The organism is Maricaulis sp. W15, assembly GCF_001924955.1.
In the GTDB taxonomy this organism is placed as follows: domain Bacteria; phylum Pseudomonadota; class Alphaproteobacteria; order Caulobacterales; family Maricaulaceae; genus Maricaulis; species Maricaulis maris.
The window spans coordinates 64,841-89,492 of sequence record NZ_LQXG01000003.1; the positions used below are offsets into that span (position 1 = coordinate 64,841).

Here is a 24,652-nt window from a genome sequence, read left to right on the forward strand (position 1 = left end):
GTACCCAGAAGGATTGTACGCGGGGTCATTGGACGTCTCCCGTCAGGAACAGGATCCGGCTATGCGCCTGCAACGCATCAACGCGGGTCCGGATCAAGGTCAGCTCGATATCCAGCAAGGCGAGCTCGGAGCGCACGAGTTCGGCAAAGTCTGCCTGCTCGTTTTCGTAGGCTGCAAGGACGGCTGCCGTTGTTTCACGCGCGCGCTCCAGCACACCCGTTTCATAAATCATGGCCGTTTCGTTGAGGCGCTGGAAGCGTATCCAGTCTTCATCCAGTTGTCGGCGCAGATCGAGCAGCAACGCTCGACGGTCCAGCTCTTCGGCGGAACGCATCTGACGGGCTCCAGCCACGCTTTCATCCTGCCGACGCTGACTGAAAATGGGCATTTGCACGCTCACACCGATGCTGGCGACGTCCGACCGGCTGCCTCGCACGCCATATCCGGCATCCACACTCCAGACCGGATTGTAGGCCTCCAGTGCCAGATCGATCTCCCGCTCGCTTGCCTCGATCCGGGCGTTTCGTGACATCACGGACGGATGTCTGGCCAAGGCATCCAAAGCCTCGTCGCCCCCGGGCAATGCCGGCAGGACAGGTAATCGCGGCAGCATGTCTCGTCCTGCTGCGGCAGCGCCGACATAACGCGCCAACTGCGCCCGGGCTGTTCCAATTTGCCGATCGATCTCAATTTGCCTGGCATCCAGCAATGCGGTTTCCAGGTCCACGCGGATGACGTCATGGGAATTGCCTCGCCCGCTGGCAAACAGGGCCGTAGCCACCTCGCTGAGCTGTCGGATCTCTTCGCGCCGGGCCCGCGTCAATTCACCTGCCTGTTCCCAGTAATAGGCTTCCAGCCAGGCCAGACGGACTGATCGTGTGATCAATCGCTGTTCCAACCCGCCAAGGGCCAGAACGCCCTGGGCCTGCGCCCGCTGCCGCTCTCGCTGCAGGTGACGGCTCGCGTTGCTGGGTATGACCTGCCGCACGCCGACCTGCATCTGGGTCATCGCTTCACTGTTGGGGTCTAGATTGCTGAGGGGGAGGTTGGCGAGGCCAACCCGCAACGTCGGATCCGGCAGAGCCATGGCCGCCTCGCCGGCACGCTCGAGCGCTACGGCACGCGATCTCAAACTCCCAATGGCCGGGTCTTCGGTTTGGCCGGCGATCAACACGGCCTCCGCCAAGCTGAGCGGAGAGGGTTCAGAAGCAGGTTGCGCAATCGCAGTTGAAAGCTGAAGCGCAGCCGCAAATGCGGCAATGGCGGGCATGGACATGAATGTCTCCGATGCGGGCAGAACGAAGGTGAAATGAGCCCATTAACAAGGCTCAGCTTCGTCACGCGCGCGGAGGACGATCCAGATGGTCCAGAATGGTGGAAACCGGCCGGAGCACGACCCTGCGGGTAGTTCGTTCGATATGGCCCGCTGCCGGGCGCGTCGTCGCACTATCTGGGATCAGGGTCGAAAAGGAACAAGCAAGGCCGCACGGATTACCGGAGCACGCATCCATGCCATTACAGGGCTGGCCACGCTCTGCGGCGCCGACATCTTCAATGCCGCTGCCTTGCGGGCAGCAATCATGGTCCAACATTTGGGTCATGTCGCTTGGGGCCGCGGCATCCGGGCCGACGTCGGAGGCATAGCCTGTCCCGCCCAGCGCGAGTGCGCCCAGCAAAACCAGGATCAGGCTGAACCGTCGCCAAACCAAAATCGTGTGCCTCCTCCGAGCGCCGATCATGACACCTTATACGATACGAACGGGTATTTCCCTCACACGGAATGTCACAGGCGTGTCCCCTTTATGATCCGGGAGGCTCACGTTCCGCTCTGCTCGGCAGCTGCCGTCCGGACCCAATGAGACAGATAGATGCGTTCGAACGCGAAAACGGCAGCGATCGAAATCACAGCGATCAGAACAATCAACGGGTCCTGCTGCAGTTTGAGGCCGGTAAACGCCATCAGAACCACAGCATCCAGCCCCAGAGCGGTCAGTAGAATGACACTGGACGCGCCAATTTCCACACGGCGGAATTTCCACACACCGAAATGAACGGCCATGTCCATGACCAGATAGAAGAAGGCGCCGAGTGACGCGATCCGGCCCAGATCAAAGAACACCGCCAGCACGGACGCGATAACGACCGTGTATACCAAGGTGTGGCGCTGGATCGGCCCAGGCATTCCGAAATGCCTGTGTGGAATCATTTTCATATCGGTCAACATGGCCAGCATGCGAGAGACGGCAAATACACTGGCGAGCACGGCCGAAGCAGTCGCCACCGCCGCGAGCAATACCGTAAGATAAAACCCGAAACGCCCGAGCGCCGGCTCGGCGGCTTCTGCCAGCGCGAAATCCCGTGCCGCCACAATCCTATCCAGTGGCAAGCTGGACCCGACACCGAATGCCACGAGTAGGTAGAGCAGGACACACACCAGGATCGACGCCATGATAGCGCGTCCGACATTACGATGCGGTTCGGTGATTTCCGCGCCGCTATTCGTGATGGTGGTGAACCCCTTGAAGGCGAGAATGGCTAGCGCTACTGACGCGACGAATCCGAGCAGTCCGCTCGCGCCCTCATCACCAGCTGCGCTAGCGGCAAACCCGATTCCACTGGACCAGAGCGCCGCGATCCCAAACGCGGCAATCCCGCCGATCTTGAGCAGGGCCATGAACATCGAGAACAGTCCGATGGACCGATTGCCCGAAATGTTGATCAGAAAGGCAAATCCGATGACGCTGACCGCCAGGACGGGCACCAGCGGACCTCCCGACACATCGAAACCTCGCAGGACGTAAGTCGCAAAAGTCCGCGCCACCAAGCTTTCCGCGATCACCATGCTCAACGCCATAAGGAGAGCCGCGCCGGCTGCAATCGCTCCCGACCCGTAGCACTTCTCCAAGATCATGGCGACGCCGCCAGAGGACGGCCACGCATTGGACATTTTGATATAGCTATAGGCACTGAATCCCGTGATCACAGCGCCGATGATGAACGCCAGCGGGAAAAGGCGGCCAGCCAGCTCTGCCACCTGACCAGTCAGCGCAAAAATGCCGGCGCCGATCATCACGCCTGTTCCCATCGCAACAGCACCGGGAAGCGAGATGGAGCCAGCGTTGTAATGCGTTTGTTTGTGCTCAGTCATGACACCCTCGCGGCAACAGCTTCAACCAAGCGGCCACGATCTCTCCTGTGGGTCAAGCTGATGGCAATAAGCCAACACCTGCCAGAGAAACAACGCTTAGATCGGAGCTTCCCCGACGCTTGGGATTTGGCTGTGATAATGGACCAAGATGAGCCCGGCTTTCCGAGACCGATCCACGATCCGGTCATACAGTCGCGCAGCTATATGCCTGTTGCGGTTCTTCCGACTCGGGAATAACGGTCGGGGGCGGCACTTGAATAGTTGCCACTTCTCGGCAGCCTGAGGCGTCTGCGAACTAACCTCAAAAGGAACCGGCGCGACAGTCTTGCTCCGGGCCAGGTTGAACAGGGCGACGCCTCTTTTTTGATCGGCGTTCTGGCGACATGTCCGGACTGAACATACCCCAGACGGCTCGAACGACGGCTTCGGAAGACAGATCGCGTCCTGATGACCGCCTATTGAAAAGGCTGGACATTCCGCCCGAGCGAAGCGGGAACCCACCGCACCGCGACACAGGTCGCGGCCCCCAATTCGAGTTCATGAATGATGCCCATGAGAAGCGCGAGTCGAAATCTCTTCGCTCCAAAAACCATCCACTTCCTATGTGTCACCGTGCGGTGCATGACTTTCTATATCGAACGTTGTTGATTTCCATGTACCAAATTTTGTGCGGCGCCACGGTCGAGTTAGCGTGGTGTTTCCGGAGGTGATTTGGTCAGCCCCCCCATTCTTGACCGTTCTCGAACAACAGGTCACTAATGCCCGCTCGTTTTCCGCTTGGGGGCCTATGCGGCACGCTCTGATAGTCCTGCTGATTGCCATGCTCGCCTGGCTCGGACCTGTGTCCGGGGCCGCTGCGCATACGCATGAAGTCGGCGCGGATCATCACCATGCAGAAATCTCATCCGATCATCATCATGATGATTTTCACGCGCATCGGGCCACGGATCGGGAGATCGATCTGGCCAAGATGAGCAAACCAGCGGGTATGGATTCAAGCGAAACCGGGGATGTGGTGTTTCATGCTCATATCCACATGGACGGCGCTCCGCTGTCTGCGGGCATGAGCCTGCAGGCGGTCCACAAGACTGGTCCTGTACGCTCCCTGAGCAATTTCGCGCCTGAGCCCGACCCCGGACTGGGCGGGCTGCGCCGTCCTCCCAAACCGAACCTGTAACGACTGAAACCGGCAGCCGGCCGCGTCGGCTGCGCGTTGCTTCTCGTTTACAGGACGATATTCCATGCGAACCTCTACATGTTTGCTCGCGCTGGTCGCGATGCAAATGCTCGTGGCACCCGCCAATGCGGTGGCCCAGAGCGCCCGGCCTTCCACGCTAAGCCTGGACGAGGCGTTGGCACGTGCCCTCGCCGAAGCCCCCGAACTCACCGCCGCCGATGCCCGCATCGATGCCAGCGCCCAACGTATTGACGGTGCAGCCCGGCGGCCCAATCCGACCCTCGACTTCACCTCTGAAGGCGTGCTTGGAACCGGCGACCGTAATCTCTTCAACGAGGCCGAAGCCGCCGTTGGCGTCATGCAGCCTTGGGAACGCGGTGGTGACCGAGAAGCCCGCACCACATTGGCCCACCGCGAGCGTGACCTGCGGGTCGTGCAAGCCGAGATTGCCCGGCGCGATCTGATGCAACAGGTCGAACTCGCGTATCTCGACGTCCAGGCCGAACGCATGCGCCATGCGATTGCCGAGGACCGGATTGCCTCGCTTGAGGCGCTGGCAGCCATTGTCGACCGTCGGGTGCAGGCGGCGCGTGATCCGCGCATGGCCCGTGACCGGATCGAGGCGCGTCTGGCTGAAGCCCGGATCGAAGCCGGACTGGCGCAGCGGCGGGTCGCAACCAGCGCAACCATCCTGGCCTCCTATTGGGGAGGTCTGCCGAACTTCTCGGTGGACACGCAGAGCTTTGAGGCGCCAGCCGACCTGAGTGCGCGTCCCGCGGAGCCGGACGCACCCGAGATTGCGCTCCTGCGTGCACAAAGAGCCCGCAGTGATGCCGAGATCGGTCTGGAGACCGCCCGTGCCGTGCCGGATGCCAATGTCGGCCTGGAACTGCGCCACTTCCAGTCCAGCAATGACGTCGCGCTGGGGGTGCGTTTTTCCATCCCGCTGCAGGTGTGGAATGCCAATCAGGCCAATATTGCCTCGGCCCGGTCCGAAGCGGCTGCGATTGATGCCGACCTCGCCGCCCGCGAACGCGTCGTGCAACGCCAGGTCCAGGCCCTAATCCTGCGCCGCCAGGCTGCGGCCGGGGAATTGTCGGCCCTGGCGGAAACGGTGATCCCGCCGCTGCAGACCGCCCTGGAGCAGGCCCAAACGGGTTTTGCCCGCGGCAGTTTTTCCTTCCTGGAAATCTATGATGTCCAGCAGGCCCTGATCGATGCGCGCCTGCGCTCGGCCGATGCCCTGTTCGCCATCCACCAGTCAGACATCCAATTGCGTCGCCTTACCGGCGGCAGCGCCATCATGCGGCAAGGCATGGGAGACCCAGAATGACCCGAAACATCTTCGCTGCCACCCTGTGCGGCTCCACGGCTCTCCTTTTGATCGGCTGCTCCCCCAGCGCGCCCGACGCCTCTGGCGGGGTCGGCCATGGTGAAGTCGCGACCGAGGACTATGAACGCGGCCCGCATCGCGGCCGCATGTTGCGCCAGGGCGAATTCGCTCTGGAACTCACCATTTTTGAGGACGGGGTCGATCCCGAATTCCGCCTCTATCCCTATCTCAACGGCGAGCCGGTCGATCCGTCCCGTGTCACGGCGAGCATCGAACTGGCGCGTCTGGGTGGTCAGGTCGACCGCTTCGCCTTTGCCCCCCAGGACGATTTTCTGCGCGGTGACGGCATTGTGACCGAGCCTCACTCCTTCGATGTGGCGGTCACGGCCTCCATGCCTGGCATGAACGGCCGCTGGCAGTATGAGTCCCATGAGGGCCGCACCACGATTTCTGCAGAGCAGGCCGAGGCGGGTGGCATTGCCGTATCCGTCACCGGTCCGGCCACGCTGGACGAGACGGTCGAGGTCTATGGCGAGATCGAATTGATGCCCGAGGGGCGGGCCGAGTTGCGCGGCTGGCTGCCGGGCCGTGTCGTGGCCCTCAATGCCAGCATCGGGGATCGTGTCGAAGCCGGGCAGACCCTGGCCCGCATCACGGCAACTGACAGTCTGCAGACCTATTCCGTCACCTCGCCGATCAGCGGTGTCGTTGTCGAGCGTGGCGCCACACTGAACGGGCCAACCGGGAGCGAGCCGCTCTTCGTCGTTGCCGACCCGAGCCAGCTGCATGCTGAACTCTTCATCTATCCCGGTGATCTCGGTTCGATCGCGACAGGTCAGCCTGTGCGTGTCACCAGCTTTGATGGCGGCCGCAGCGTGGAGAGCGAGATTGAATTCCTCTCCCCGATGGTCGACCCGGCCAGCCAGCGGGCCATCGCCCATGTGGAAATTCCCAATGAGGATGGCCAATGGCGCCCGGGTGAGCGCATCCGGGCCCGGATCGAAGTTGGCCAATTCGACGTGCCCCTGGCCGTTCGCACCGATGCCCTGCAGCGCTTCCGTGACTTCACAGTCGTCTATGCCCGCGTCGATGAGACCTACGAGGTCCGCATGCTGGAGCTGGGTCGTCAGACACCGGAATGGACGGAGGTCCTGGGCGGCATCGACACGGGTGTCACCTATGTCAGCGAGAACGCCTTCCTGATCACCGCCGACGTCATGAAGTCCGGCGCGAGCCACGATCACTAGGAGCGGATCATGCTGAAATCGATCATCTACCAGTCGATCCGATATCGTTGGCCGGTTCTTTTCCTCGTCCTGGCCCTTGGGGCACTCGGGGTATGGAACTTCCAGCGTCTCTCGATCGACGCCACGCCGGACATCACCAATGTCCAGGTCCAAATCAATTCAGAAGCAGAGGGTTTCTCGCCCCTCGAAGCAGAACAAAGGGTCACCTTCCCCATCGAAACCGCCATCTCCGGTATTCCGGGGTTGGACTATACCCGATCTGTCTCCCGCTATGGCCTGTCGCAGGTCACGGTGGTTTTCCAGGACGGGACCGACATCTATTTCGCGCGACAACTGGTGAATGAACGGCTGCAGGCCGTCCGTGACCAGCTGCCTGAAGGGGTCACCCCGGAAATGGGGCCCATCGCAACCGGGCTCGGCGAGATCTTCATGTACACGCTGGAGATCGAACCCGGCGCGACGCGTGATGATGGATCGGACTGGACCGCTGAAGACCTGCGCACCCTGCAGGACTGGGTCATTCGTCCGCAACTGCTGCGCACGCCCGGCGTGGTCGAGGTGAACACAATCGGCGGCTTTGTCCGCCAGTATCACGTCACCCCACATCCCGAACGGCTGGCCGCCTACGGGCTCACGCTGGATGATGTGGTCGAGGCCCTGTCCCGCAACAATGCCAATACCGGTGCAGGGTATGTGGAGCACAATGGCGAACAGCTTCTGATCCGGTCCGCCGGACAAGCCGGTTCCATCGCTGACCTGGAAGCGGCCGTCATCACCAATCGCAATGGCCAACCCATCCTGATCCGGGATGTCGCCGATGTGATCCTCGGTGAGGAATTGCGCACCGGAGCCGCCACAGAGAATGGCCGGGAGGTTGTTCTGGGCACGGTCTTCATGCTGATGGGCGAGAACAGCCGCCAGGTCGCGCATGATGTGGCCATCCGCCTGGAGGAAGCCGCTGAGGCCCTGCCTGCAGGTATCCGTGCGGACGCCATCTACAACCGGACCGAACTGGTCGACCGGACCATTGAGACCGTCGAGAAAAACCTCGTCGAGGGGGCCTTGCTCGTCATCGTCGTGCTCTTCCTACTGCTGGGTAATGTCCGCGCGGCCATCCTCACAGCCCTGGTCATTCCGCTTTCCATGCTGATGACCATCACGGGCATGGTGGAGAACCGGGTCTCAGGCAATCTGATGAGCCTGGGGGCGCTGGACTTTGGTCTGATCGTCGACGGGGCGGTGATCATCATCGAGAACTGCCTGCGGCGGCTCGGGCTACGTCAGCATGAGTATGGCCGTTTGCTGACCCGTGAGGAGCGCTTCAAGGAGACCGCAGAGGCTGCGGCCGAGGTGATCCGTCCCTCGCTCTTTGGTGTGCTGATCATCACCCTCGTCTATGTCCCCATCTTTGCCCTGACCGGCGTTGAAGGGAAAATGTTCCACCCGATGGCCTTCACCGTGGTCTTCGCCCTGACCTCGGCGATGATCCTCTCCCTGACTTTCGTTCCGGCTGCGGTCGCGATGATTGTTACCGGCAAGGTGCAGGAAAAGCCGAACATCCTGATGCGCGGTGCCGCCAAGCTCTATGCCCCGGTTCTGGGTCTGGCGCTGAAGCTGCGCTGGCTGGTCGTGGCCGGCGCTGTGGCCCTTGTCGGGATGGCGGGGCTGGCCGCCTCCCGCATGGGCTCGGAATTCATTCCGCAACTGGAAGAGGGTGACATCGCCCTGCACGCCTTGCGCATTCCCGGCACCAGCCTGACCCAGGCTTTGGAGAGGCAGACCAATCTGGAAGAGCAGCTGAGGGGCTTTCCCCAGATCGAGCGGATCGTGTCCAAGATCGGCACCGCCGACGTGGCCACAGACCCGATGCCCCCCAGCGTGGCGGATACCTTCATCCTCCTGCATCCGCGTGAGGACTGGCCCGATCCGCGTCTGCCCCGTGAAGAGCTGGTTGCCCAGCTCAATGAAGCCGTCCAGCAAGTGCCGGGCAATCGCTATGAGTTCACCCAGCCCATCGAGATGCGGTTCAATGAACTCCTCTCCGGTGTGCGGGCAGATGTGGCGGTCAAGGTGTTCGGCGACGATCTCGACGAGCTGCTGGCCATCGGCCAACGCATCGAGGGCCTGATGGGACAGGTTGCCGGGGCTCAGGATATTTCCCTGGAACAGGCCACCGGTCTTCCCATGATGCAGATCGAGCCGCGTCGTGAGGCGCTGGCTCGGTATGGCCTGTCCGTCGACGACGTGCAGTCGGTGATCCGCACCTCCCTGGCCGGGACACGGGCCGGACAAATCTTCGAGGGGGACAGGCGGTTCGATGTGATCGTCCGCCTGCCGGAGCATTTGCGGACCAATATTGCGCTTCTGGAGCGTCTCAATATTCCGCTTCCGGCAAGAGCAGACGGCCGCATCGAGACCATTCCCCTGCGCGAGCTTGCCGACATCTCGCTGATCATTGGTCCCAACCAGATCAGCCGCGAGAATGGCAAGCGCCGGATCGTTGTCACCGCCAATGTGCGCGGCCGTGATCTGGGCTCCTTCGTAAGCGAGGTGCAGGAATTGGTACGCAATGAAGCCGAAATACCGCCCGGTTACTGGGTGGAGTATGGCGGCACATTTGAACAGCTGATCTCGGCCGCCAACCGACTGAGCCTGGTTGTTCCGGTGGCCCTGGCGATGATCTTCCTGCTGCTCCTGGCGCTGTTCCGTTCCGTGGCGGATGCTGCGGTGGTCTTTTCGGGCGTGCCGTTGGCGCTGACCGGAGGTGTCGCAGCGCTCCTGATCCGGGACCTGCCACTGTCGATCTCGGCGGGCGTGGGCTTCATTGCCCTGTCCGGGGTGGCAGTGCTGAATGGCGTGGTTCTGGTGACCTTCATCCGTTCGTTGATGGTTGAGGGCAAGCCGCTGGAAGTCGCGATCCGGGAAGGGGCGCTGACACGCCTGCGCCCGGTCCTCATGACAGCGCTGGTGGCCAGTCTCGGCTTCGTGCCGATGGCCTTCAATGTCGGCGCCGGCGCCGAGGTTCAGCGTCCGCTGGCCACCGTGGTCATCGGCGGCATCACCTCGTCCACCTTGCTGACCCTGCTGGTGCTTCCAGCCCTCTTGCGCATCGTCCGGGGTCTCCTGGACGGCAAGACGGGCAACGTCACTCAGCCGGCAAGCGAGGATCTCACCTGACCCCGTATGAGCCGGCCCGGATTCCAAGTCGGGTCGGCTCATGCGTTTCAGACGTCAATTCGGAGTATAACATGTTCTCACCGACGCCCGTTTCGGGCTCAACCCGGTCGCTCTGGGCGATCCTCGCGGCTCTTGCCGTGTGTCTCTTGGCTGGCGGCGATGCGCTGGCTCACGGGGTCACGGAAGGCGACAAGGGCTATATCCAGGAGATCACGGGTATCAACCTGATCCCCTTCCTCTATCTCGGCGCCAAACACATGGTGACGGGGTATGACCATCTCCTCTTCCTGTTTGGCGTGGTCTTCTTCCTCTATCGGCTCAAACATGTCGGCATCTATGTCAGCCTGTTTGCCATCGGCCACTCCACCACCATGCTCGCCGGTGTCTTCTTCGACATCGGACTGAACGCCTATCTGATCGATGCCATCATCGGCCTGTCCGTCGTTTACAAGGCATTGGACAATCTGGGCGCATTCCAGCGCTGGTTCGGCGTGCAGCCCTCCACCAAGGCAGCCACGCTGATCTTCGGCCTGTTCCACGGCTTCGGCCTGTCGACCAAGCTGATCGACTACGACATCGCGCCGGACGGGCTTCTGCCCAATCTCCTGGCCTTCAATGTCGGGGTCGAGATCGGCCAGCTTCTGGCTCTGGCGGCGATCCTGATCGCGATGGGCTTCTGGCGGCGCACGGCGAGCTTCGCCCGTCACGCCTTTCTCGCCAACACGCTTCTCATGTGCGCCGGCTTCATCCTGATGGGCTATCAGCTCGCCGGCTATTTCGTCGCGTAGACACAGACTTTCGGAGACAACCCATGTTCAATTCACAACTCCCCTCCCGCGACGACCTTCCGTCAAACGAGAGCCTTCTGAAATCCGCCCTCGTCGCGCTGGTGGCAGCGATTGTCATCTTGGTGACCATTGTCCTGCCCGCCGAGTACGGCATTGACCCGACCCGGATCGGCCGCGTTCTGGGCCTGACCCAGATGGGCGAGATCAAGATGCAGCTGGCCGAGGAAGCTGCTGCAGATCGTGAAACCACGACCGCCCAGGCCGAAGCACCGGTATCGCAGGAAGCAGCCGTCTCTTCTGCTGCTGCCATCCCGCAGGACCCGCCTGTTGAAATGGCGGTGCCGGAAGAGGTCGCACCGGTGACCGAGGCTCCGGCCGAACCCGCAGCCCCGGAATGGCGCGACACGATCTCGATCACGCTGCAGCCGGGTGAAGCGACTGAGGTCAAGCTGAGCATGCTGGCTGGCGGGGTCGCCGTCTATGAATGGACGACGGACCGGGCCGGGCTGAACTCGGACCTGCACGGAGACAATCCCCTGGATGCCTTCATCAGCTATCGCCAGGGTCGCAATGAGCCGGGTGATAGCGGTGAGTTTGCCGCCGAATTTGACGGCGCCCATGGCTGGTTCTGGCGCAATCGGGCCGATGTTGCCGTGACGGTGACGCTGCGCACGCGCGGCGAGTACAGCGCCTTCGACCGGTTGTTCTGATGATGGACGACCCGGTCGGCAGGCCGGGCTTTTCATTCGACGACGGGAGGGCGGCATGATCCGCATCGACGAGGCCTTTCAGGGCCGTGACAATCGCTTCACACCGATCCGGATCGCGCTGGCAAGCCTCGTCATCGTGGAACATGTATCAGCTTGCCATGATTGGCATTCCGATCACGGCGGTGATCGCTACCCCCTCATGGCACTTAGTGGAAAAGTCGGCCTTGGCACTGCATAGGCGGGTCTTGCGAAAATAGTTGGGCTGAAGGTCGTACAATCAAGCGTTTCAACACCACTCTACAGGGAGCCCTCAACGCTGTAGCTGATCATAAAATTTCGACCTTCTCAGTGTCTAAATCGAAATTATCTCGCAAGGCACCTAGCCGAACGCGGCATGGGTCTCTGGCCTTCCAAGGTGTTGGTTGTGTGGTAAGGCACGGCCTCTATCTCGTCACAAGCTGGCTGGGCCCGAGATTGGGATTGTAGTGAGCGCATAGACGCAGCGAGCTGGTGGATAGCACACATGGCCGGATGGGTATGATCGTATGCCCCACAGCACCAGAATCATGTGCTCCAAGAATTCGTGACGTTTCTGGTCAGCTGTATGCACACGCAACGCCGACTCTTCCGCCGAAGAGACCGTACCGTCACGCAACACAGAATTCACGTTGTTTCTCTGAGCATCGGAGGCTTGGTTTGTCCAAACTTCTTGGACTTTGTCCAACGACTTGTGACGTCCAACAAGAAATGGCGCACCCAAGAGGATTCGAACCTCTGACCTCTGCCTTCGGAGGGCAGCGCTCTATCCAGCTGAGCTATGGGTGCGTCGAACGCGAACCCATAGCCGATGCGGTTGCGGTGCGCAACGCGGCTTTACGCCTGCTGTTCAGCGGAACGGGATGGCAGCAGGCCGCCGCGCCTCAACCCTGGTCCGGGGTCTCGCGCTGGGCAACAATCGCGTAGGCGACCCGGCCCAGCCCGGCGATGAGGGCGGCAATCACCGCCGCCATCGACAGCGTGTTGGCCAGGTCGAGCGGTGCGACGAGCCAGGCGCCGGCATGAATGAGGCCGCCGACCACCAGGGCCAGGCCGAAGAAGCGCCGTGCGGCCATCAGGCCCGGCTTGCCCTCGCCGGCCGGATCGGCGTCGGCCGGTCGTTTGCCGGTCGCATTGCCGAACAGGACCAAGACCAGCCCGATCATGACCTGGACCACCCGATCCGGCATGTCCGGCCCGACCCAGTTGAAATCGGCCAGAAGCGACAGTCCGAATGCGGTGGCCAGGAGAATGGCGGCGAGGGCCAGCGACCCTTTCACGGAGCGGGTGATCATGGCGTTTCCTTTTCTTCCTTCGAGCGTTTGGCGGGCGGGCGTTGGCCCAGGCCAAACGCGCCGGCAAAGCCGAGCAGCGCCTCTTCGAGCACCGAGACATTGAGATGATAGATGACCGATTTGCCGGCCTTCTCGATCGACACGAGACCGGCACCACGCAAGACGTTGAAATGCGCCGACATGGTCGGTTTCGAGACCGGGAAGGCGTCGGCCAGATCACCGGCAGACCGGGGTCCCGCCTTCAGCATTTGCAGGACTTCCCGGCGCGTCGGGTCGGACAGGGCTTTGAAAACATCACTCATGAAATGACAATTAGCTAATTGTCTAATCGTTGTCAATCGCGAACATGAAAAGCGCCCCGGAGCGGATCCGGAGCGCTGTCCCTTCGGACTGTTCCTGTGAGTGGCGCTTGCGTGGGGAACGCCCGTCTCAGGCGAGGCCGACCTCGTCGCCGCCATCGTCCATATCGCCGGAATTGCGGCGACCGCCGAGATCATCGCCATCGGTATCATCGCGGCGACGGCGACCGCTCTGGTGCTGGGAGAGCCCCGTCAGGCCGACACCCCAGTCACGATCAAACCCGTCGACACCGCGATTGCGGAAGCGGACCTTGCGGCCCGGGCGCATCAACCAGGCATAAAGCCAGATGGCGGCGATGGCACTTGCGAGGATGAGGATGAGGGCAAAGCCGGCTCCGGTCTCGCCCTGCGGCTGCAGGAAGACGCCGAAAAACCAGGCCAGGGCAACAAACAACGGCGCGCTCACCGAAATGGCGAAGACTTGGCGAATGACGTGAATGCGCATGATGGCCTCCCTGGTTTCCCGGTTTTGGTGTCCTGTCGGTCGGCCCTCCTTTGGCCAGGGACAGAATGCGCTGGAATCATGCCCAAAAAGGGGCAGGCAAGGCGGGACAGGGCGCGCCCCCATCCCCGCAGACACGGATCGGCACATCAGGCATCCTGGCGGTTATAGGTCAGCGCCAGGAAGACATCTTCCAGATCGGCTTCCTCGGTGCGCAAATCCTCGATCCGGCCGCCGGCGGCGCGGAATTTCTCGATCATCTCGGCCACGGATTGCTGGCCATAACGATAGGTGATGGCCAGCGCGCCATCGCTGCGGATCTCGGCGTCATACTCTGCCAGTTCCGCCGGTACGGCGCTCAGCGCCTCGGCCGGTTCGATCACCAGGGTCTTGGAATCCATCCGCTTGAGCAGCGTTTCCTTGGGCTCGCAGGCGATGACCTGGCCGTGATCAATGATGGCGATCTGGTCACACAATTCCTGGGCTTCTTCCAGATAGTGCGTGGTCAGGACGATCGTGGTGCCGCGGGCATGCAGTTCGCGCACATAGTCCCAGAGCTGGCGTCGCAGCTCGATATCAACGCCGGCCGTCGGCTCGTCGAGCACCAGGATGGGCGGGGTGTGGACCATCGCCTTGGCGACCAGCAGGCGCCGTTTCATGCCGCCGGAAAGCTGGCGGACATAGGCATTGCGCTTGTCGGTGAGGCCGACCGCCTCGAGCAATTCATCGGTCTTCCGCTCGGCCTTGGGCACACCGTAGAAGCCGGCCATCAACTCCAGCGTCTCATACGGTGTGAAGAAGACGTCCATGTTGATTTCCTGCGGCACCACCCCGATGGCGGCGCGCGCGGCGCGGCTGTCCTGATCGATATCAATGCCCCAGGTCTTCGCCGTTCCGCCAGACTTCTTCACGAGGCCGGCAAAGATATTGATGAAGGTCGACTTGCCGGCGCCATTGGGGCCCAGCAGCCCGAAGATAGAGCCGCGCGGCACTTTCAGGTCGATCCCCTTGAGCGCCTCTTTCGGCTCGGCCAGCTTGGACCCGCGATAGGTCTTCTTCAGACCGGTGGCTTCGAGCGCGAAATCAGGAAGGGGGGAGCTGTCGGACATGTCGCCTCGGAATTGACGGATGAGGGCCAAAGGCCATAACTAGGCCCCACACTTAGGGATCGTCATTCATCCTGTCCATGAGGGCTTGTCCATGGCCGACGCCGCCAATTCTGTTCCGCCGTCCGAAATCATCGTCACCGACCAGCATCGCATGGCCTGCGACGGCGGTGGTGGCGCTCTGGGACATCCGCGCGTCTATCTGGAAATGGGCCAGGATGATTTCGTGGAATGCCCCTATTGTGATCGCCGCTTCGTGAAAGCCGGCTCGTCCGAAGACCCCAAGGCCTGACGCCCGACGCCAGATCAACGGGTCTGCAACAGGGGCTGGGGAGGCGCTTTGTGGCTGACACTGACACGCCGGCCGCCAATCGCGGCAAATCCACCTCGCAAGTGATCGGCCTGTTTGCCGGGATCGGCTTGGCCATCCTGCTGCAAGTCCTGCCGCTGCCGGACGGGCTGAGCCGGGAAGCCTGGCTGCTGGCCTCGCTGGCCGTTCTGATGGCGGTGTGGTGGGCCACCGAAGCCATCCCGATTGCCGCCACAGCGCTGATCCCGATGGCGATCTTCCCACTGCTGGGCATCGTCTCGACCGGCGCCGCCACCGCCCCCTATGCCAGCCCGATCGTGATGCTGCTGCTGGGCGGCTTCATCGTCGCCCTGTCGATCGAGCGCTGGAGCCTGCACACGCGGATCGCGCTCAATATTGTCAATGGCTTCGGCGGACGCCCCGCGGCGCTCATTCTTGGTTTCATGCTGGCCTCGGCGCTGTTGTCGATGTGGATCTCCAATACGGCGACGACGCTGATGATGATCCCGATCGCCCTGCGGGTGGCCCAGGAAGTCGAGCGCGAAGGTGTCAGCTCGAAATTCTTCGCCCCGGCCCTGGCACTCGGGGTCGGCTACGCAGCCTCGATCGGCGGCATGGCGACCCCGGTCGGCACGCCGACCAATCTGATTGGCATCGGCTATCTGCAGAACGAATTCGATATCGCGATCGACTTTGCGACCTGGATGGGCATGGGCCTGCCCATTGTCGCCCTCCTCATCCCGGTCGCCTGGTTCATCCTCACCCGCCTCGCCTTCGACCTGAAAGGCGGCGGTGACAGTGAAGCGGCCAAGGAACTCGTGCGCACCGAACTGGCCAAGTTGGGCAAGATGACCCGTCCGGAATGGCGTGTGGCCCTGCTGTTCGGCACGGTCGCCATCCTGTGGATGGGCCGGGTGCTGCCCGGAGAACTGATCGGCCAGTCCGGCACTGAATGGGGCTGGAATCCACTGCTCGCCTGGATCAGCACGCAACTCGGCCTGACCGTCACCCTGTCACTCGGCAATACCCAGATCGCGGTGATGGGTGCGCTGGCGACCTTCCTGGTGCCGGCCGGTGACCGCGGCGTGCGCAAGGGCGAAATGCTGATGGACTGGGACGGTCTCGCCCGCCTGCCCTGGAATGTCGTCATCCTGTTCGGCGGTGGCCTCTCATTAGCAGCGGCCCTGTCATCCACCGGCCTGGCCGACTGGCTGGGCGGGCAGATGGGCTTCCTCGCCGACATGCCACTGCCGGTCCTGCTGCTGATTTTCGTCGCCCTGGTCGTCTTCCTGACCGAGCTGACCTCGAATGTCGCCACCACGACGGCCTTCCTGCCGGTGCTCGGCGTGATCGCGGTCGAAGCGGGTGTGCCGCCGGAAAACCTCGTCGTCCCGGTCGCAATCGCCGCCTCGACGGCCTTCATGCTGCCCGTTGCAACTGCCCCGAATGCCATCGTCTACGCCTCCGGCGCCGTGACCCAGCTGCAGATGATGAAGGCCGGCGTGCGGATCAATCTGGCCGCCATCGCGATCATTGCCGGCATTTTCGTGCTCTTCGGCTGACACGCACTTTCATCGCCACGGCGAGAACACCTGGCGGTTCGGGCAGAGAGGGGAACGGGATGTCGGCGAATGCCGATAACCGGTTTGATTTGAAAACGTGACATCGCCGACATCCCGTTCGCGGAGTTTTCCCGGACGCTCTCGCCCCCGATTCCAATGCGCCAGGTAGATGGGGTCGGTCGTTTAGTGCCCCGCGACCTGGTCGCACGCCCTGCCAGCGCCAATGGGTGTCACGCCACTGCCCGGACAGGCTCCGCTCGCTTCCGGGCACAAGTGACTGAGCTCGTGCCTCCCGTCCCGAAAACCGGGGGGAGTATCTCATGGGGTAAAGGGGGGCGGATAAGTTTGTCCGGCCTTATGTATCAAACGCACCAAGTGTCATGAGGATTTCGCGGCGCTGATCCGGCACAATGCCGGGCATGAAAGCCTTGCTCAAAAAGCGCGATGAACTGCGCAATACAATCACTCAGGCCCGCGCCGATCTGAGAACCATTGAAGCCGCCATCCGGCTCATTGATCCCGATACTGGACCTGTCCGGCTATTCGAGCGCGGCAAGCTCAAGCAAATGGTCTGCGAGGCCATGCGAGAGGGGCATGAAGGCAATCACGCCATTGCCCTTGAAGTCATCACCCGAATGGGGTGGGAAGCCACTGACGAGCGCGTCAAGGACGTACCCGGCGCGTGAAGGACGTGACGAAGCGGTTCCGGTGACCGCACGGCGCCTGCAGAGACCTCGCGGCTATGCCGCTACTGGTTCCCTTGCGGTCGCAGACAACAGCTCAGATAAGCGGCCCTCGTCGCGCTTTGAATCATGTTGCAGTGCCAGATTTAGCGCTCGCGTGATACGGGCATCGACTACGTCTTGCATTTTCAGCAGGTTGTTACGGTAAAGCCATCCGGAGACATCGACCCAGTCCCATAAGGGACTTTTAGTCGTAATCCGAGCTTTTGGTGCCGGGAAACCGGTTCCCCTGTCGCCGCTGGCATAGTTGGAAACTGCGGCGCGGGTCAACTTTGCTCGCGCCGCGATTTCGGTTTGACTAACTAAGAAGTCTGGCTCGAGCCGCTCAACTATCGCGCCTGCCTTGGATACGTCTTGATAGGCAGAAATGACCGCATGGACAAAGTCTTCGTCCTCACGAATGAAGCATACTGCTACAGCTCCGCGATGCAGCATCAGAGTCGCATCGTCGCATCCCGCCTCAAAAAAGCGTTCCTCAAATTCGCCCGCCGCCGGATCGACTCCAGACACGATAAGCGTAAATTCGTGTTCACTCATCATCGTTCTCCTCTCCGCAGGCACACTTAGCTACGCACCGCTTAATGGTTTTGGCGTGGTTGCCCGGGTTTTTCGGGGTGCTCCAAACCGATATTTGGCATCCATTTCGGTCCGCTTGCGCGCAGAAAATTCTAGCCCAAGAATGGCCATTACTAACTTTGACGCGCCAACCTTTAGATTCAGCATATTGTACGGCGTCCTCTACATCCTTGTTCGGGTGCCGTGGTCTATCTGACATTTCATACCTCGGACGCTATGTTTTGTGTGAACAAATGTCAACGGGAAAGTGATTCTCTTGGGTAATGTATTATTACCGCGCAAGCTTTCCGTATCAAACCTTGAGTTTAGTTGGCCGCCGCCCGCTGCCAGTAGCCAGCCCATGCCCGGCTAACCGGCGACGTCATAGCGCTACGCAGCACACGACCCGCCTGAGTGCCATTGGCCTCGCTGCGGTGATCTTCTTTCCAAGCCGCCTCGCCTGCGTACTGGTGCAGGTATTGCGGGCTGACCTTGTGGTGCTGGCCACGGATCATGCGGCGAAGGCGGGAGAAATAGCTTTCAACGTTGTTGGTGTGGGCACCGTCGAGGCTGTAGGCCTCGGAGTGATTGATCCGACCCATCGGGAAGATGCGATACAGGTCATCCCAATGTGCGGCTTCGTCAGCGAAGATGGTCGAGCCAACGGACACCTTGCGGGCTGCAATCTCGACGCCTTGGCCTTCGCGCATGGTCACGAAAGGCAGGGTACGGCCTCCACGCTGGCGCAGAGCCACCACAACGCGGCGAGTGCCGGTCTGGTGCTTGGCCTTGCGACGGTCAATGCGGTGCTCTTTCAGGTTCGACGGGCGAATGTGACCGCCGATATAGCAGCCATCAATCTCGACCTCGCCTGACAGCTCGATATCACGCAACTCGGCAGACAGGGCTTCACGCAGCTTGTGCATCATCACGAAGGCCGTCTTGTACTGCACGTCTAGGTCACGGCTCATTTGCAGGGCGCTCATGCCCTTCACGCCATTCACAAACAGGCAGATCGCGGCAAGCAGGTCGCAGAACTCCATCTTGCGGCTGGCGAAGATCGTGCCGGACGTGACCGAAAACTGATGATGACAGGCCTTGCACTTGAACTTGCGGCGGGTCGCGATGTCATAGGTCTCGACACAGCCGCAACGCGGGCAGACAGCCTCGCCGTTCGTTTCCGTCCAGCGCATCATGCGGAACGTCTCGTAAGCCGCTTCCTCGCCAGCCTTGTAGATGTCCTTGAGGGACAGGGTGCGGGCTTGTGCGGAGAGGAGAAAATGCTGTGTCATGTCAAAATCATCATATCTGGTGAACTTGTCACCAAATATAGCGATACCAATCATCCTTGGCAATGAGAAAATCACCGTTTATGGTGATTATCGCATCAACAGGAGTGATTCATGGCCGATTCTGTTTGGACCGCGCGGGCAAAAGCGATCCTGAAAAGTGAAATGACCCGCAAGGGCGTCTCTGTGCGTGACTTGGCGGAAAAGGTAGGCGAGAACGAACGCAGTCTCGCCAACAAGTTGAGTCGCGGCGCGTTCACCGCCGCGTTTATGCTACAATGTCTAGACGCTATTGGATCGCGCTCGCTGCAATTGGACTAAGCGTCCTATGCGCTTCCGTAGAGGCCCAGGAACAGCAACCAGAAGCCACCAATCAGGCCGCTGAAGAACGCGACGATGGTACCGGATTTCCGGTACCACTTCCTGTGCAAATCCTTGAGGAAGAGGCCGAGCGCGATGCCCGCCAGCGCCAAGAGCGCGAAGCCTTGCAACTGCAAGCGGATGACCTCGCTGCCCAGCGAGCTATGAATGAAGCATCGCAACGGATGGCGAGCGCCGCCACTGCCCAAACATGGATTGTCGGTTTCGGCACTGTTCTGTTGCTGGCTACGGTCGTCCTCACGGCGTGGGCTAGCCATGCCGCTCATGAGGCCGTTCGCGTTACTCGCGACATCGGCCAGAAACAGGTGCGCTCCTACGTCACCGTGACGAAAGCTCGGATAAAGCTGCCGTCTGCGGATGAGATTCAGGCCATTCGCAAAGCCGGGAAAAACGTCTGTCCGACCATAGAAATTCAATTCAAGAACTTCGGCGCATCCCCAGCAAAGAACTGTTGGTACAGCGCCCGAATTAAGTATCTCTGCGTGTTTGTCACCGGCCCCGGCAAGGGGCAGTTTGCCGAACGGTCGAGCCGCAGGCACGACGTATCTCAGGGCCGTAAGACCAACTGGCACCATCGCTTCACCATTCCCCCTAGTGAAAGCGAGACACAGTCTTCGACTTACGGGTACCCACTGGCAGACGTCGAGCTTCAGGCTTTGTCCCTGACGGACGATCAAGCGCCCTTCTATATCCACGTTTGCGTGGACGTTATTCACACCGATGTTTTCGACGTTGATTGGACGGATCAACGAGTCTTCATGGGCGAAATCGAACGCCGAAAGCTCGGCGAATGGCAAGAAATGGAGCCCACCTCTGGTGATGTCGAATTGTGGGGCGAGGGCGATAAATAACGCCCCGATCAGCGCGCTAATCATCGCTCACCCCTTGGTGCGTTTGATACATAAGGCCGAGTTTGTCGCCTATCCCCGCCCCACACACCGTCATCCCGGCGCACGCCGGGACCCGGAATGCGACGCAAGCTGTTGCCAGGCCAGGCGAAATCGTGTGCGCGCGACTGGATCCTGACTTTCGTCAGGATGACGGTATGTGGGGTGCACAGCGGGGATAAACTCTGAATCCAGACACAAAACTTTGTCATCCCGGACATATGCCCGGCCTCGAGCCGGGCGGCGATCCGGGACCCATTCGCGCGATAGCTGGCCGCACCGGGCGTATAGGTCCCGGGTCTGCGGCCTGCCTTCGCAGGCCATCCGCCCGGGATGACTCGGCAAAACAAACCACCACCCCATTGAACCCAACCATCCCCGCGATACACCTTGTCTCCATGACCGAGCTTGCCACCGACCTCTCTCGCCTGATCGTCCAGCTGTTTGCCCTCTGGCTGATCGCCGTCGCCGCGCTTTGCCTTGTCCGACCTCGCTTGGCCCTCAAGGGATTGGGCGCGATGGGATCGACGCCGCTGATCCATTTTGGCGAACATGCCCTGCGCGCCCTGGTCGGCCTGGCCCTGATCGGCGTGTCCGACGCTACGCCCTGGCCGCAGTATTTCCTGTGGGCCGGCGTGTTCATTGTCGCCAGTTCCGCCCTCATCGCCCTCGCACCCCGGCGCTGGCATCACGCCTATGCGATGTTCTGGGCCCGACGCCTGCCACCGTGGTCATTGCAAGTGATGGCGCCGTTCACGGCGGCAGTAGGTGGGGCGTTGATGTGGGTGTTTAGTTAGGCACTCGCGGCCCATTTCGTGCCAAAATGCGCCCAGGTGCACACCCGCCCTTAAACCGCTTGCCGAGAGAAAGCCGTATCCGGTTCTTCAGCTCAAGGGGCATGCCCGCGGAGCGGCGCCTGCGGCGCCCTTGACCTGAAGAACCGGATACGGCCCGCTGGCTGACAAGCGATTTATAGATCAGGCCGCGCTGCGGCGCGCCTCATCTCCAACAAGCGGCACCCCCACCGCACTCCCCCCATGACCCCGCGCCGTCCCCGCGCTAGTCTCCGGATCAACTGATTTGCGCACCTGCGCATCCGCCCGGAGACACCCCCCATGGCCACGACCAAACCCGTCGACGAGACCAGCCACGTCTATCTGATCGACGGGTCGGGCTATATATTCCGGGCCTATCATGCGCTGCCGCCGCTGACCCGGACCGACGGGACGCCGACCGGGGCGGTGCAGGGCTTTTGCAACATGTTGTGGAAGCTTCTGGAGGATTTGAAGGGTGATGATCAGCCCTCGCACCTGGCGGTAATCTTCGACCATTCCGGCAAGACCTTCCGCAATGAGCTCTACGACCTCTACAAGGCCAACCGGCCGCCAGCGCCGGAAGACCTGATCCCGCAATTTTCCATCATCCGCGACGCCACCCGCGCTTTTGGCACGCCCTGTATCGAGCTGGAAAATTACGAAGCCGACGACATCATCGCCACCTATGCCCGCCAGGCCGAGGCGCTGGGCGCCGATGTCACCATCGTCTCCTCGGACAAGGATCTGATGCAGCTGGTGACCGACAAGGTCTCGATGTTCGACGCCATGAAGAACAAGCGCATCCAGGCGCCGGAAGTGATGGAGAAGTTCGGCGTCGGGCCGGACAAGGTGATCGATATCCAGTCCCTGGCCGGCGACAGCGTCGACAATGTGCCCGGCGTGCCCGGTATCGGGGTGAAAACCGCGGCGCTGTTGATCAATGAATATGGCGATCTCGACACGCTTCTCGAGCGGGCCGGCGAGATCAAGCAGAAGGGCCGGCGCGAGAAACTGCTCGCCCATGCCGAGGATGCCCGTATCTCCCGCGATCTGGTGACCCTGAAGCTCGACGCACCCATGCCGGAAAAGCTGGACGAATTCGGTCTCGCCGAGCCGGACCCGGAGATCCTCGTCCCCTTCCTGCGCGAGATGGAATTCCGCTCCTTCACCCGCAAGGTGGAAGAGGCGCTGGGCGGCCCGCCGGCCGACGAGACCGGCGATGCCACGGCACCGATCAATCGTGACGCCTATGAGTGTGTCACCACGATGGAGGCGCTCGAGCGCTGGATCGCCAAGAGCTTCGAGGCCGGGCAGATCGCGGTCGATACCGAGACTGATGCCCTGTCTTCGACGGCGTCAGGACTGGTCGGCATCTCCCTGGCCACCGCACCGGGGCAGGCCTGCTATATCCCGCTCGCCCATGTCGACCCGCAGGGCACCGGCGACATGTTCGATACCGGCGCCGCGCCGGAGCAGATCCCGATGGATCAGGCGCTCAAGGCGCTGAAGCCGCTGCTTGAAGATCCGGGCGTGCTCAAGATCGGCCAGAATCTGAAATATGATCTCGGCGTATTGTCGCGTTATGGCATTGATGTCGCGCCCTATGACGACACCATGCTGATCTCCTATGTCATGGAGGCCGGCCTGCACGGGCATGGGATGGACGCGCTGGCCGAGCTTCACCTGGGTCACACCTGCATCCCCTTCAAGGAGATCTGCGGCACCGGCAAGAACCAGATCACCTTCGACAAGGTGCCGCTGGACAAGGCCACCCTTTATGCCGCCGAAGATGCCGATATCACGCTGCGGCTTTGGGAAATCCTGAAGCCCGCAATGGTCGCCAAGAAGATGGCCACGGTTTACGAAACGCTGGAACGGCCGATGGCCGATGTGCTGTCCAAGATGGAGCGGGTCGGTATCAAGGTTGATCCGGACCAGTTGAACCGGCTCTCCTCCGACTTCGCCCAGAAAATGGCCGCTGCCGAGGCCGAAGCGCATGAAGCGGCAGGTCGCGAGTTCAACGTTGCGTCACCGAAACAAATCGGGGAAATCCTGTTTGGAGAGATGGGCTTACCCGGTGGCAAGAAGACCAAGACCGGGGCCTGGTCGACCGATGCGGCCGTGCTCGACCAGCTCGCCGCCGAGGGTCATGCCCTGCCGGTCGCGCTGTTGGAATACCGCCAATATGCCAAGCTGAAATCGACCTATTCCGACAGTCTCTTCGCCCATATCAATCGCGACACGAAACGGGTCCACACCTCTTTCTCGCTGGCGGCAACCACGACCGGGCGCCTGTCCTCGACCGAGCCCAATCTGCAAAACATCCCGATCCGCACCGAGGCCGGCCGGCAGATCCGGGAAGTCTTCATCGCCGAGCCGGGCCATGTCCTGGTTGCCGCCGACTATTCCCAGGTCGAGCTGCGCCTTCTCGCCCATATCGCCGATGTCGAAAGCCTCAAACAGGCCTTCCGCGACGGCACCGATATTCACGCCATGACCGCCTCGGAAGTCTTCGGCGTTCCGATTGAGGGCATGGACCCGATGGTCCGGCGCAAGGCCAAGGCGATCAATTTCGGCGTGATTTACGGCATTTCCGCCTTCGGCCTGGCCAATCAGATCGGCGTCAAACGCGATGAGGCCAAGGCCTTCATCGATGCCTATTTCGAGAAATTCCCCGGCATCCGCGCCTATATGGATGAGATGAAGGCCAAGGCCGCCGAGACCGGCTATGTCGAGACCATTTTCGGTCGCCGCTGCCATTTCCCCGGCATTCGCGACAAGAACCCCAATATGCGCATGTTCGCCGAACGCCAGGCCATCAACGCCCCCATCCAGGGCTCAGCCGCCGACGTCATCCGCCGCGCCATGATCCGCATGGACGACGCCCTGCGCGCCGCCAATCTGGACGCCAGAATGCTGCTGCAGGTGCATGATGAATTGGTGTTTGAAGTGCCGGAGACCCAGGCCGATGACCTGATTGCGCTGGCCTCAAAGGTGATGGGCGAGGCGTGTGCGCCGGCGCTGCAGCTGAGCGTGCCGCTTGTGGTGGACGCGAAGGCGGGGATGACCTGGGGTGAGGCGCACTAAATTGGTCTGGGACGCAGTCTTGTGACCACCAGTCCATACCTCATTTGTCATCCCGGCCGGATAGCCCGCGAAAGCGGGCTGCAGAGCCGGCAACTGTTTTGATCAGGCCTGGAATGGGCGTTGGTCTCGGATGATAGCGTTGAGGGTTATGAGGAGTTTTCGGGCGACGGCGATGAGGGCGAGTTTTTTGGGTTTTCCGGCGTCG

22 protein-coding genes, 1 tRNA gene and 1 pseudogene are annotated in these 24,652 nt (G+C 61.5%); 13 read left to right on the forward strand and 11 right to left on the reverse strand.

Features of this window, described 5'->3' with window-relative positions; all coding sequences use genetic code 11:
- Nucleotides 1-25 precede the first annotated feature (25 nt).
- Both AWH62_RS03910 and AWH62_RS03915 read right to left on the reverse strand, forming a co-directional pair.
- Nucleotides 26-1,276: a TolC family protein gene (locus AWH62_RS03910; protein ID WP_075189180.1), complete on the reverse strand. Its 1,251-nt coding sequence runs from the start codon at nucleotides 1,274-1,276 to the stop codon at nucleotides 26-28.
- A gap of 540 nt (nucleotides 1,277-1,816) precedes the next feature.
- Nucleotides 1,817-3,148 carry an APC family permease gene (locus AWH62_RS03915; protein WP_075189181.1) on the reverse strand — a complete coding sequence of 444 codons (1,332 nt, stop codon included), beginning with the start codon at nucleotides 3,146-3,148 and terminating at the stop codon, nucleotides 1,817-1,819.
- Between the two features lie 730 nt (nucleotides 3,149-3,878).
- On the opposite strand from AWH62_RS03915, the gene AWH62_RS03920 reads away from it, so the two are divergent.
- The 7 genes from AWH62_RS03920 to AWH62_RS03950 all read left to right on the forward strand — a co-directional run bounded on the left by AWH62_RS03920 (nucleotide 3,879) and on the right by AWH62_RS03950 (nucleotide 11,818).
- The gene (locus tag AWH62_RS03920) at nucleotides 3,879-4,325 is read left to right on the forward strand and encodes a hypothetical protein (RefSeq protein WP_143742906.1); all 447 of its coding nucleotides are present in this window, start codon (nucleotides 3,879-3,881) and stop codon (nucleotides 4,323-4,325) included.
- A 64-nt stretch (nucleotides 4,326-4,389) separates the two neighbouring features.
- Entirely contained in the window at nucleotides 4,390-5,658 is a 1,269-nt protein-coding gene (locus AWH62_RS03925; RefSeq protein ID WP_083634988.1) for a TolC family protein, read from the forward strand.
- Entirely contained in the window at nucleotides 5,655-6,905 is a 1,251-nt protein-coding gene (locus AWH62_RS03930; protein WP_075189184.1) for an efflux RND transporter periplasmic adaptor subunit, read from the forward strand. The genes AWH62_RS03925 and AWH62_RS03930 overlap by 4 nt, the downstream gene beginning before the upstream one ends.
- Nucleotides 6,906-6,914: 9 nt before the next feature.
- The gene (locus AWH62_RS03935) at nucleotides 6,915-10,082 is read left to right on the forward strand and encodes an efflux RND transporter permease subunit (RefSeq protein WP_075189185.1); all 3,168 of its coding nucleotides are present in this window, start codon (nucleotides 6,915-6,917) and stop codon (nucleotides 10,080-10,082) included.
- A gap of 71 nt (nucleotides 10,083-10,153) precedes the next feature.
- Nucleotides 10,154-10,870 (forward strand): HupE/UreJ family protein, encoded by a 717-nt coding sequence (locus AWH62_RS03940; RefSeq protein ID WP_075189186.1) that lies wholly within the window; start codon nucleotides 10,154-10,156, stop codon nucleotides 10,868-10,870.
- A 23-nt stretch (nucleotides 10,871-10,893) separates the two neighbouring features.
- Nucleotides 10,894-11,580 carry a hypothetical protein gene (locus tag AWH62_RS03945; protein ID WP_075189187.1) on the forward strand — a complete coding sequence of 229 codons (687 nt, stop codon included), beginning with the start codon at nucleotides 10,894-10,896 and terminating at the stop codon, nucleotides 11,578-11,580.
- 55 nt (nucleotides 11,581-11,635) lie between these two features.
- Nucleotides 11,636-11,818, forward strand: coding sequence for a hypothetical protein (locus AWH62_RS03950; RefSeq protein ID WP_075189188.1), 183 nt, complete (start codon nucleotides 11,636-11,638; stop codon nucleotides 11,816-11,818).
- Nucleotides 11,819-12,328: 510 nt separating this feature from the next.
- Here the strand turns inward: AWH62_RS03950 and AWH62_RS03955 are convergent.
- The 5 genes from AWH62_RS03955 to AWH62_RS03975 all read right to left on the reverse strand — a co-directional run bounded on the left by AWH62_RS03955 (nucleotide 12,329) and on the right by AWH62_RS03975 (nucleotide 14,821).
- Nucleotides 12,329-12,405, reverse strand: a tRNA-Arg gene (locus AWH62_RS03955).
- A 95-nt stretch (nucleotides 12,406-12,500) separates the two neighbouring features.
- On the reverse strand, nucleotides 12,501-12,911 hold the full coding sequence (locus AWH62_RS03960) for a hypothetical protein (RefSeq protein ID WP_075189189.1): 411 nt from the start codon (nucleotides 12,909-12,911) through the stop codon (nucleotides 12,501-12,503).
- Nucleotides 12,908-13,213 carry an autorepressor SdpR family transcription factor gene (locus AWH62_RS03965; RefSeq protein WP_075189190.1) on the reverse strand — a complete coding sequence of 102 codons (306 nt, stop codon included), beginning with the start codon at nucleotides 13,211-13,213 and terminating at the stop codon, nucleotides 12,908-12,910. The genes AWH62_RS03960 and AWH62_RS03965 overlap by 4 nt, the downstream gene beginning before the upstream one ends.
- 127 nt (nucleotides 13,214-13,340) lie before the next feature.
- A complete protein-coding gene (locus AWH62_RS03970) occupies nucleotides 13,341-13,715 on the reverse strand; it encodes a hypothetical protein (RefSeq protein ID WP_075189191.1) in 375 nt (124 codons plus the stop codon).
- A 146-nt stretch (nucleotides 13,716-13,861) separates the two neighbouring features.
- Nucleotides 13,862-14,821 (reverse strand): ABC transporter ATP-binding protein, encoded by a 960-nt coding sequence (locus tag AWH62_RS03975; RefSeq protein WP_075189192.1) that lies wholly within the window; start codon nucleotides 14,819-14,821, stop codon nucleotides 13,862-13,864.
- Between the two features lie 91 nt (nucleotides 14,822-14,912).
- Between AWH62_RS03975 and AWH62_RS03980 the strand changes: the two genes are divergently transcribed.
- The 3 genes from AWH62_RS03980 (at nucleotide 14,913) to AWH62_RS03990 (ending at nucleotide 17,376) form a co-directional block, all read left to right on the forward strand.
- Nucleotides 14,913-15,110, forward strand: a complete 198-nt coding sequence (locus tag AWH62_RS03980; protein ID WP_075189193.1) for a zinc-finger domain-containing protein — start codon at nucleotides 14,913-14,915, stop codon at nucleotides 15,108-15,110.
- A gap of 50 nt (nucleotides 15,111-15,160) precedes the next feature.
- Nucleotides 15,161-16,690 (forward strand): SLC13 family permease, encoded by a 1,530-nt coding sequence (locus AWH62_RS03985; protein WP_075189194.1) that lies wholly within the window; start codon nucleotides 15,161-15,163, stop codon nucleotides 16,688-16,690.
- A gap of 410 nt (nucleotides 16,691-17,100) precedes the next feature.
- Nucleotides 17,101-17,376 (forward strand): hypothetical protein, encoded by a 276-nt coding sequence (locus AWH62_RS03990; protein WP_158025554.1) that lies wholly within the window; start codon nucleotides 17,101-17,103, stop codon nucleotides 17,374-17,376.
- A gap of 54 nt (nucleotides 17,377-17,430) precedes the next feature.
- Here the strand turns inward: AWH62_RS03990 and AWH62_RS03995 are convergent, their stop codons facing one another.
- Nucleotides 17,431-17,970: a hypothetical protein gene (locus AWH62_RS03995; RefSeq protein WP_075189196.1), complete on the reverse strand. Its 540-nt coding sequence runs from the start codon at nucleotides 17,968-17,970 to the stop codon at nucleotides 17,431-17,433.
- Between the two features lie 344 nt (nucleotides 17,971-18,314).
- Nucleotides 18,315-19,280 (reverse strand): IS1595 family transposase, encoded by a 966-nt coding sequence (locus tag AWH62_RS04005; RefSeq protein ID WP_075189208.1) that lies wholly within the window; start codon nucleotides 19,278-19,280, stop codon nucleotides 18,315-18,317.
- A 111-nt stretch (nucleotides 19,281-19,391) separates the two neighbouring features.
- On the opposite strand from AWH62_RS04005, the gene AWH62_RS04010 reads away from it, so the two are divergent.
- Nucleotides 19,392-19,598 carry a DUF6471 domain-containing protein gene (locus AWH62_RS04010; RefSeq protein WP_075189198.1) on the forward strand — a complete coding sequence of 69 codons (207 nt, stop codon included), beginning with the start codon at nucleotides 19,392-19,394 and terminating at the stop codon, nucleotides 19,596-19,598.
- A 5-nt stretch (nucleotides 19,599-19,603) separates the two neighbouring features.
- On the opposite strand, the gene AWH62_RS16730 is transcribed toward AWH62_RS04010, so the two are convergent.
- Nucleotides 19,604-20,533, reverse strand: coding sequence for a hypothetical protein (locus AWH62_RS16730; protein ID WP_143742907.1), 930 nt, complete (start codon nucleotides 20,531-20,533; stop codon nucleotides 19,604-19,606).
- A gap of 410 nt (nucleotides 20,534-20,943) precedes the next feature.
- Here AWH62_RS16730 and AWH62_RS04025 point away from each other — a divergent pair, with 410 nt between their 5' ends.
- Complete coding sequence (locus AWH62_RS04025) at nucleotides 20,944-21,342, forward strand: hypothetical protein (protein WP_075189201.1); 399 nt, start codon at nucleotides 20,944-20,946, stop codon at nucleotides 21,340-21,342.
- A gap of 318 nt (nucleotides 21,343-21,660) precedes the next feature.
- Nucleotides 21,661-24,447 carry a DNA polymerase I gene (polA, locus tag AWH62_RS04030; RefSeq protein WP_075189202.1) on the forward strand — a complete coding sequence of 929 codons (2,787 nt, stop codon included), beginning with the start codon at nucleotides 21,661-21,663 and terminating at the stop codon, nucleotides 24,445-24,447.
- A gap of 102 nt (nucleotides 24,448-24,549) precedes the next feature.
- On the opposite strand, the pseudogene AWH62_RS17105 reads toward polA, so the two are convergent.
- Nucleotides 24,550-24,652: pseudogene (locus AWH62_RS17105) on the reverse strand (IS110 family transposase); the annotation flags it as partial.

Bases quoted from the DNA above. Each gene is read 5' to 3' on its own strand.
- AWH62_RS03910 (WP_075189180.1), bottom strand. From the start codon at position 1,276: ATGTCCATGCCCGCCATTGCCGCATTTGCGGCTGCGCTTCAGCTTTCA.
- AWH62_RS03915 (WP_075189181.1), bottom strand. From the start codon at position 3,148: ATGACTGAGCACAAACAAACGCATTACAACGCTGGCTCCATCTCGCTT.
- AWH62_RS03925 (WP_083634988.1), top strand. From the start codon at position 4,390: ATGCGAACCTCTACATGTTTGCTCGCGCTGGTCGCGATGCAAATGCTC.
- AWH62_RS03930 (WP_075189184.1), top strand. From the start codon at position 5,655: ATGACCCGAAACATCTTCGCTGCCACCCTGTGCGGCTCCACGGCTCTC.
- AWH62_RS03935 (WP_075189185.1), top strand. From the start codon at position 6,915: ATGCTGAAATCGATCATCTACCAGTCGATCCGATATCGTTGGCCGGTT.
- AWH62_RS03940 (WP_075189186.1), top strand. From the start codon at position 10,154: ATGTTCTCACCGACGCCCGTTTCGGGCTCAACCCGGTCGCTCTGGGCG.
- AWH62_RS03945 (WP_075189187.1), top strand. From the start codon at position 10,894: ATGTTCAATTCACAACTCCCCTCCCGCGACGACCTTCCGTCAAACGAG.
- AWH62_RS03950 (WP_075189188.1), top strand. From the start codon at position 11,636: ATGATCCGCATCGACGAGGCCTTTCAGGGCCGTGACAATCGCTTCACA.
- AWH62_RS03960 (WP_075189189.1), bottom strand. From the start codon at position 12,911: ATGATCACCCGCTCCGTGAAAGGGTCGCTGGCCCTCGCCGCCATTCTC.
- AWH62_RS03965 (WP_075189190.1), bottom strand. From the start codon at position 13,213: ATGAGTGATGTTTTCAAAGCCCTGTCCGACCCGACGCGCCGGGAAGTC.
- AWH62_RS03970 (WP_075189191.1), bottom strand. From the start codon at position 13,715: ATGCGCATTCACGTCATTCGCCAAGTCTTCGCCATTTCGGTGAGCGCG.
- AWH62_RS03975 (WP_075189192.1), bottom strand. From the start codon at position 14,821: ATGTCCGACAGCTCCCCCCTTCCTGATTTCGCGCTCGAAGCCACCGGT.
- AWH62_RS03980 (WP_075189193.1), top strand. From the start codon at position 14,913: ATGGCCGACGCCGCCAATTCTGTTCCGCCGTCCGAAATCATCGTCACC.
- AWH62_RS03990 (WP_158025554.1), top strand. From the start codon at position 17,101: ATGCCGGGCATGAAAGCCTTGCTCAAAAAGCGCGATGAACTGCGCAAT.
- AWH62_RS03995 (WP_075189196.1), bottom strand. From the start codon at position 17,970: ATGAGTGAACACGAATTTACGCTTATCGTGTCTGGAGTCGATCCGGCG.
- AWH62_RS04005 (WP_075189208.1), bottom strand. From the start codon at position 19,280: ATGACACAGCATTTTCTCCTCTCCGCACAAGCCCGCACCCTGTCCCTC.
- AWH62_RS04010 (WP_075189198.1), top strand. From the start codon at position 19,392: ATGGCCGATTCTGTTTGGACCGCGCGGGCAAAAGCGATCCTGAAAAGT.
- AWH62_RS16730 (WP_143742907.1), bottom strand. From the start codon at position 20,533: ATGATTAGCGCGCTGATCGGGGCGTTATTTATCGCCCTCGCCCCACAA.
- AWH62_RS04025 (WP_075189201.1), top strand. From the start codon at position 20,944: ATGACCGAGCTTGCCACCGACCTCTCTCGCCTGATCGTCCAGCTGTTT.
- polA (WP_075189202.1), top strand. From the start codon at position 21,661: ATGGCCACGACCAAACCCGTCGACGAGACCAGCCACGTCTATCTGATC.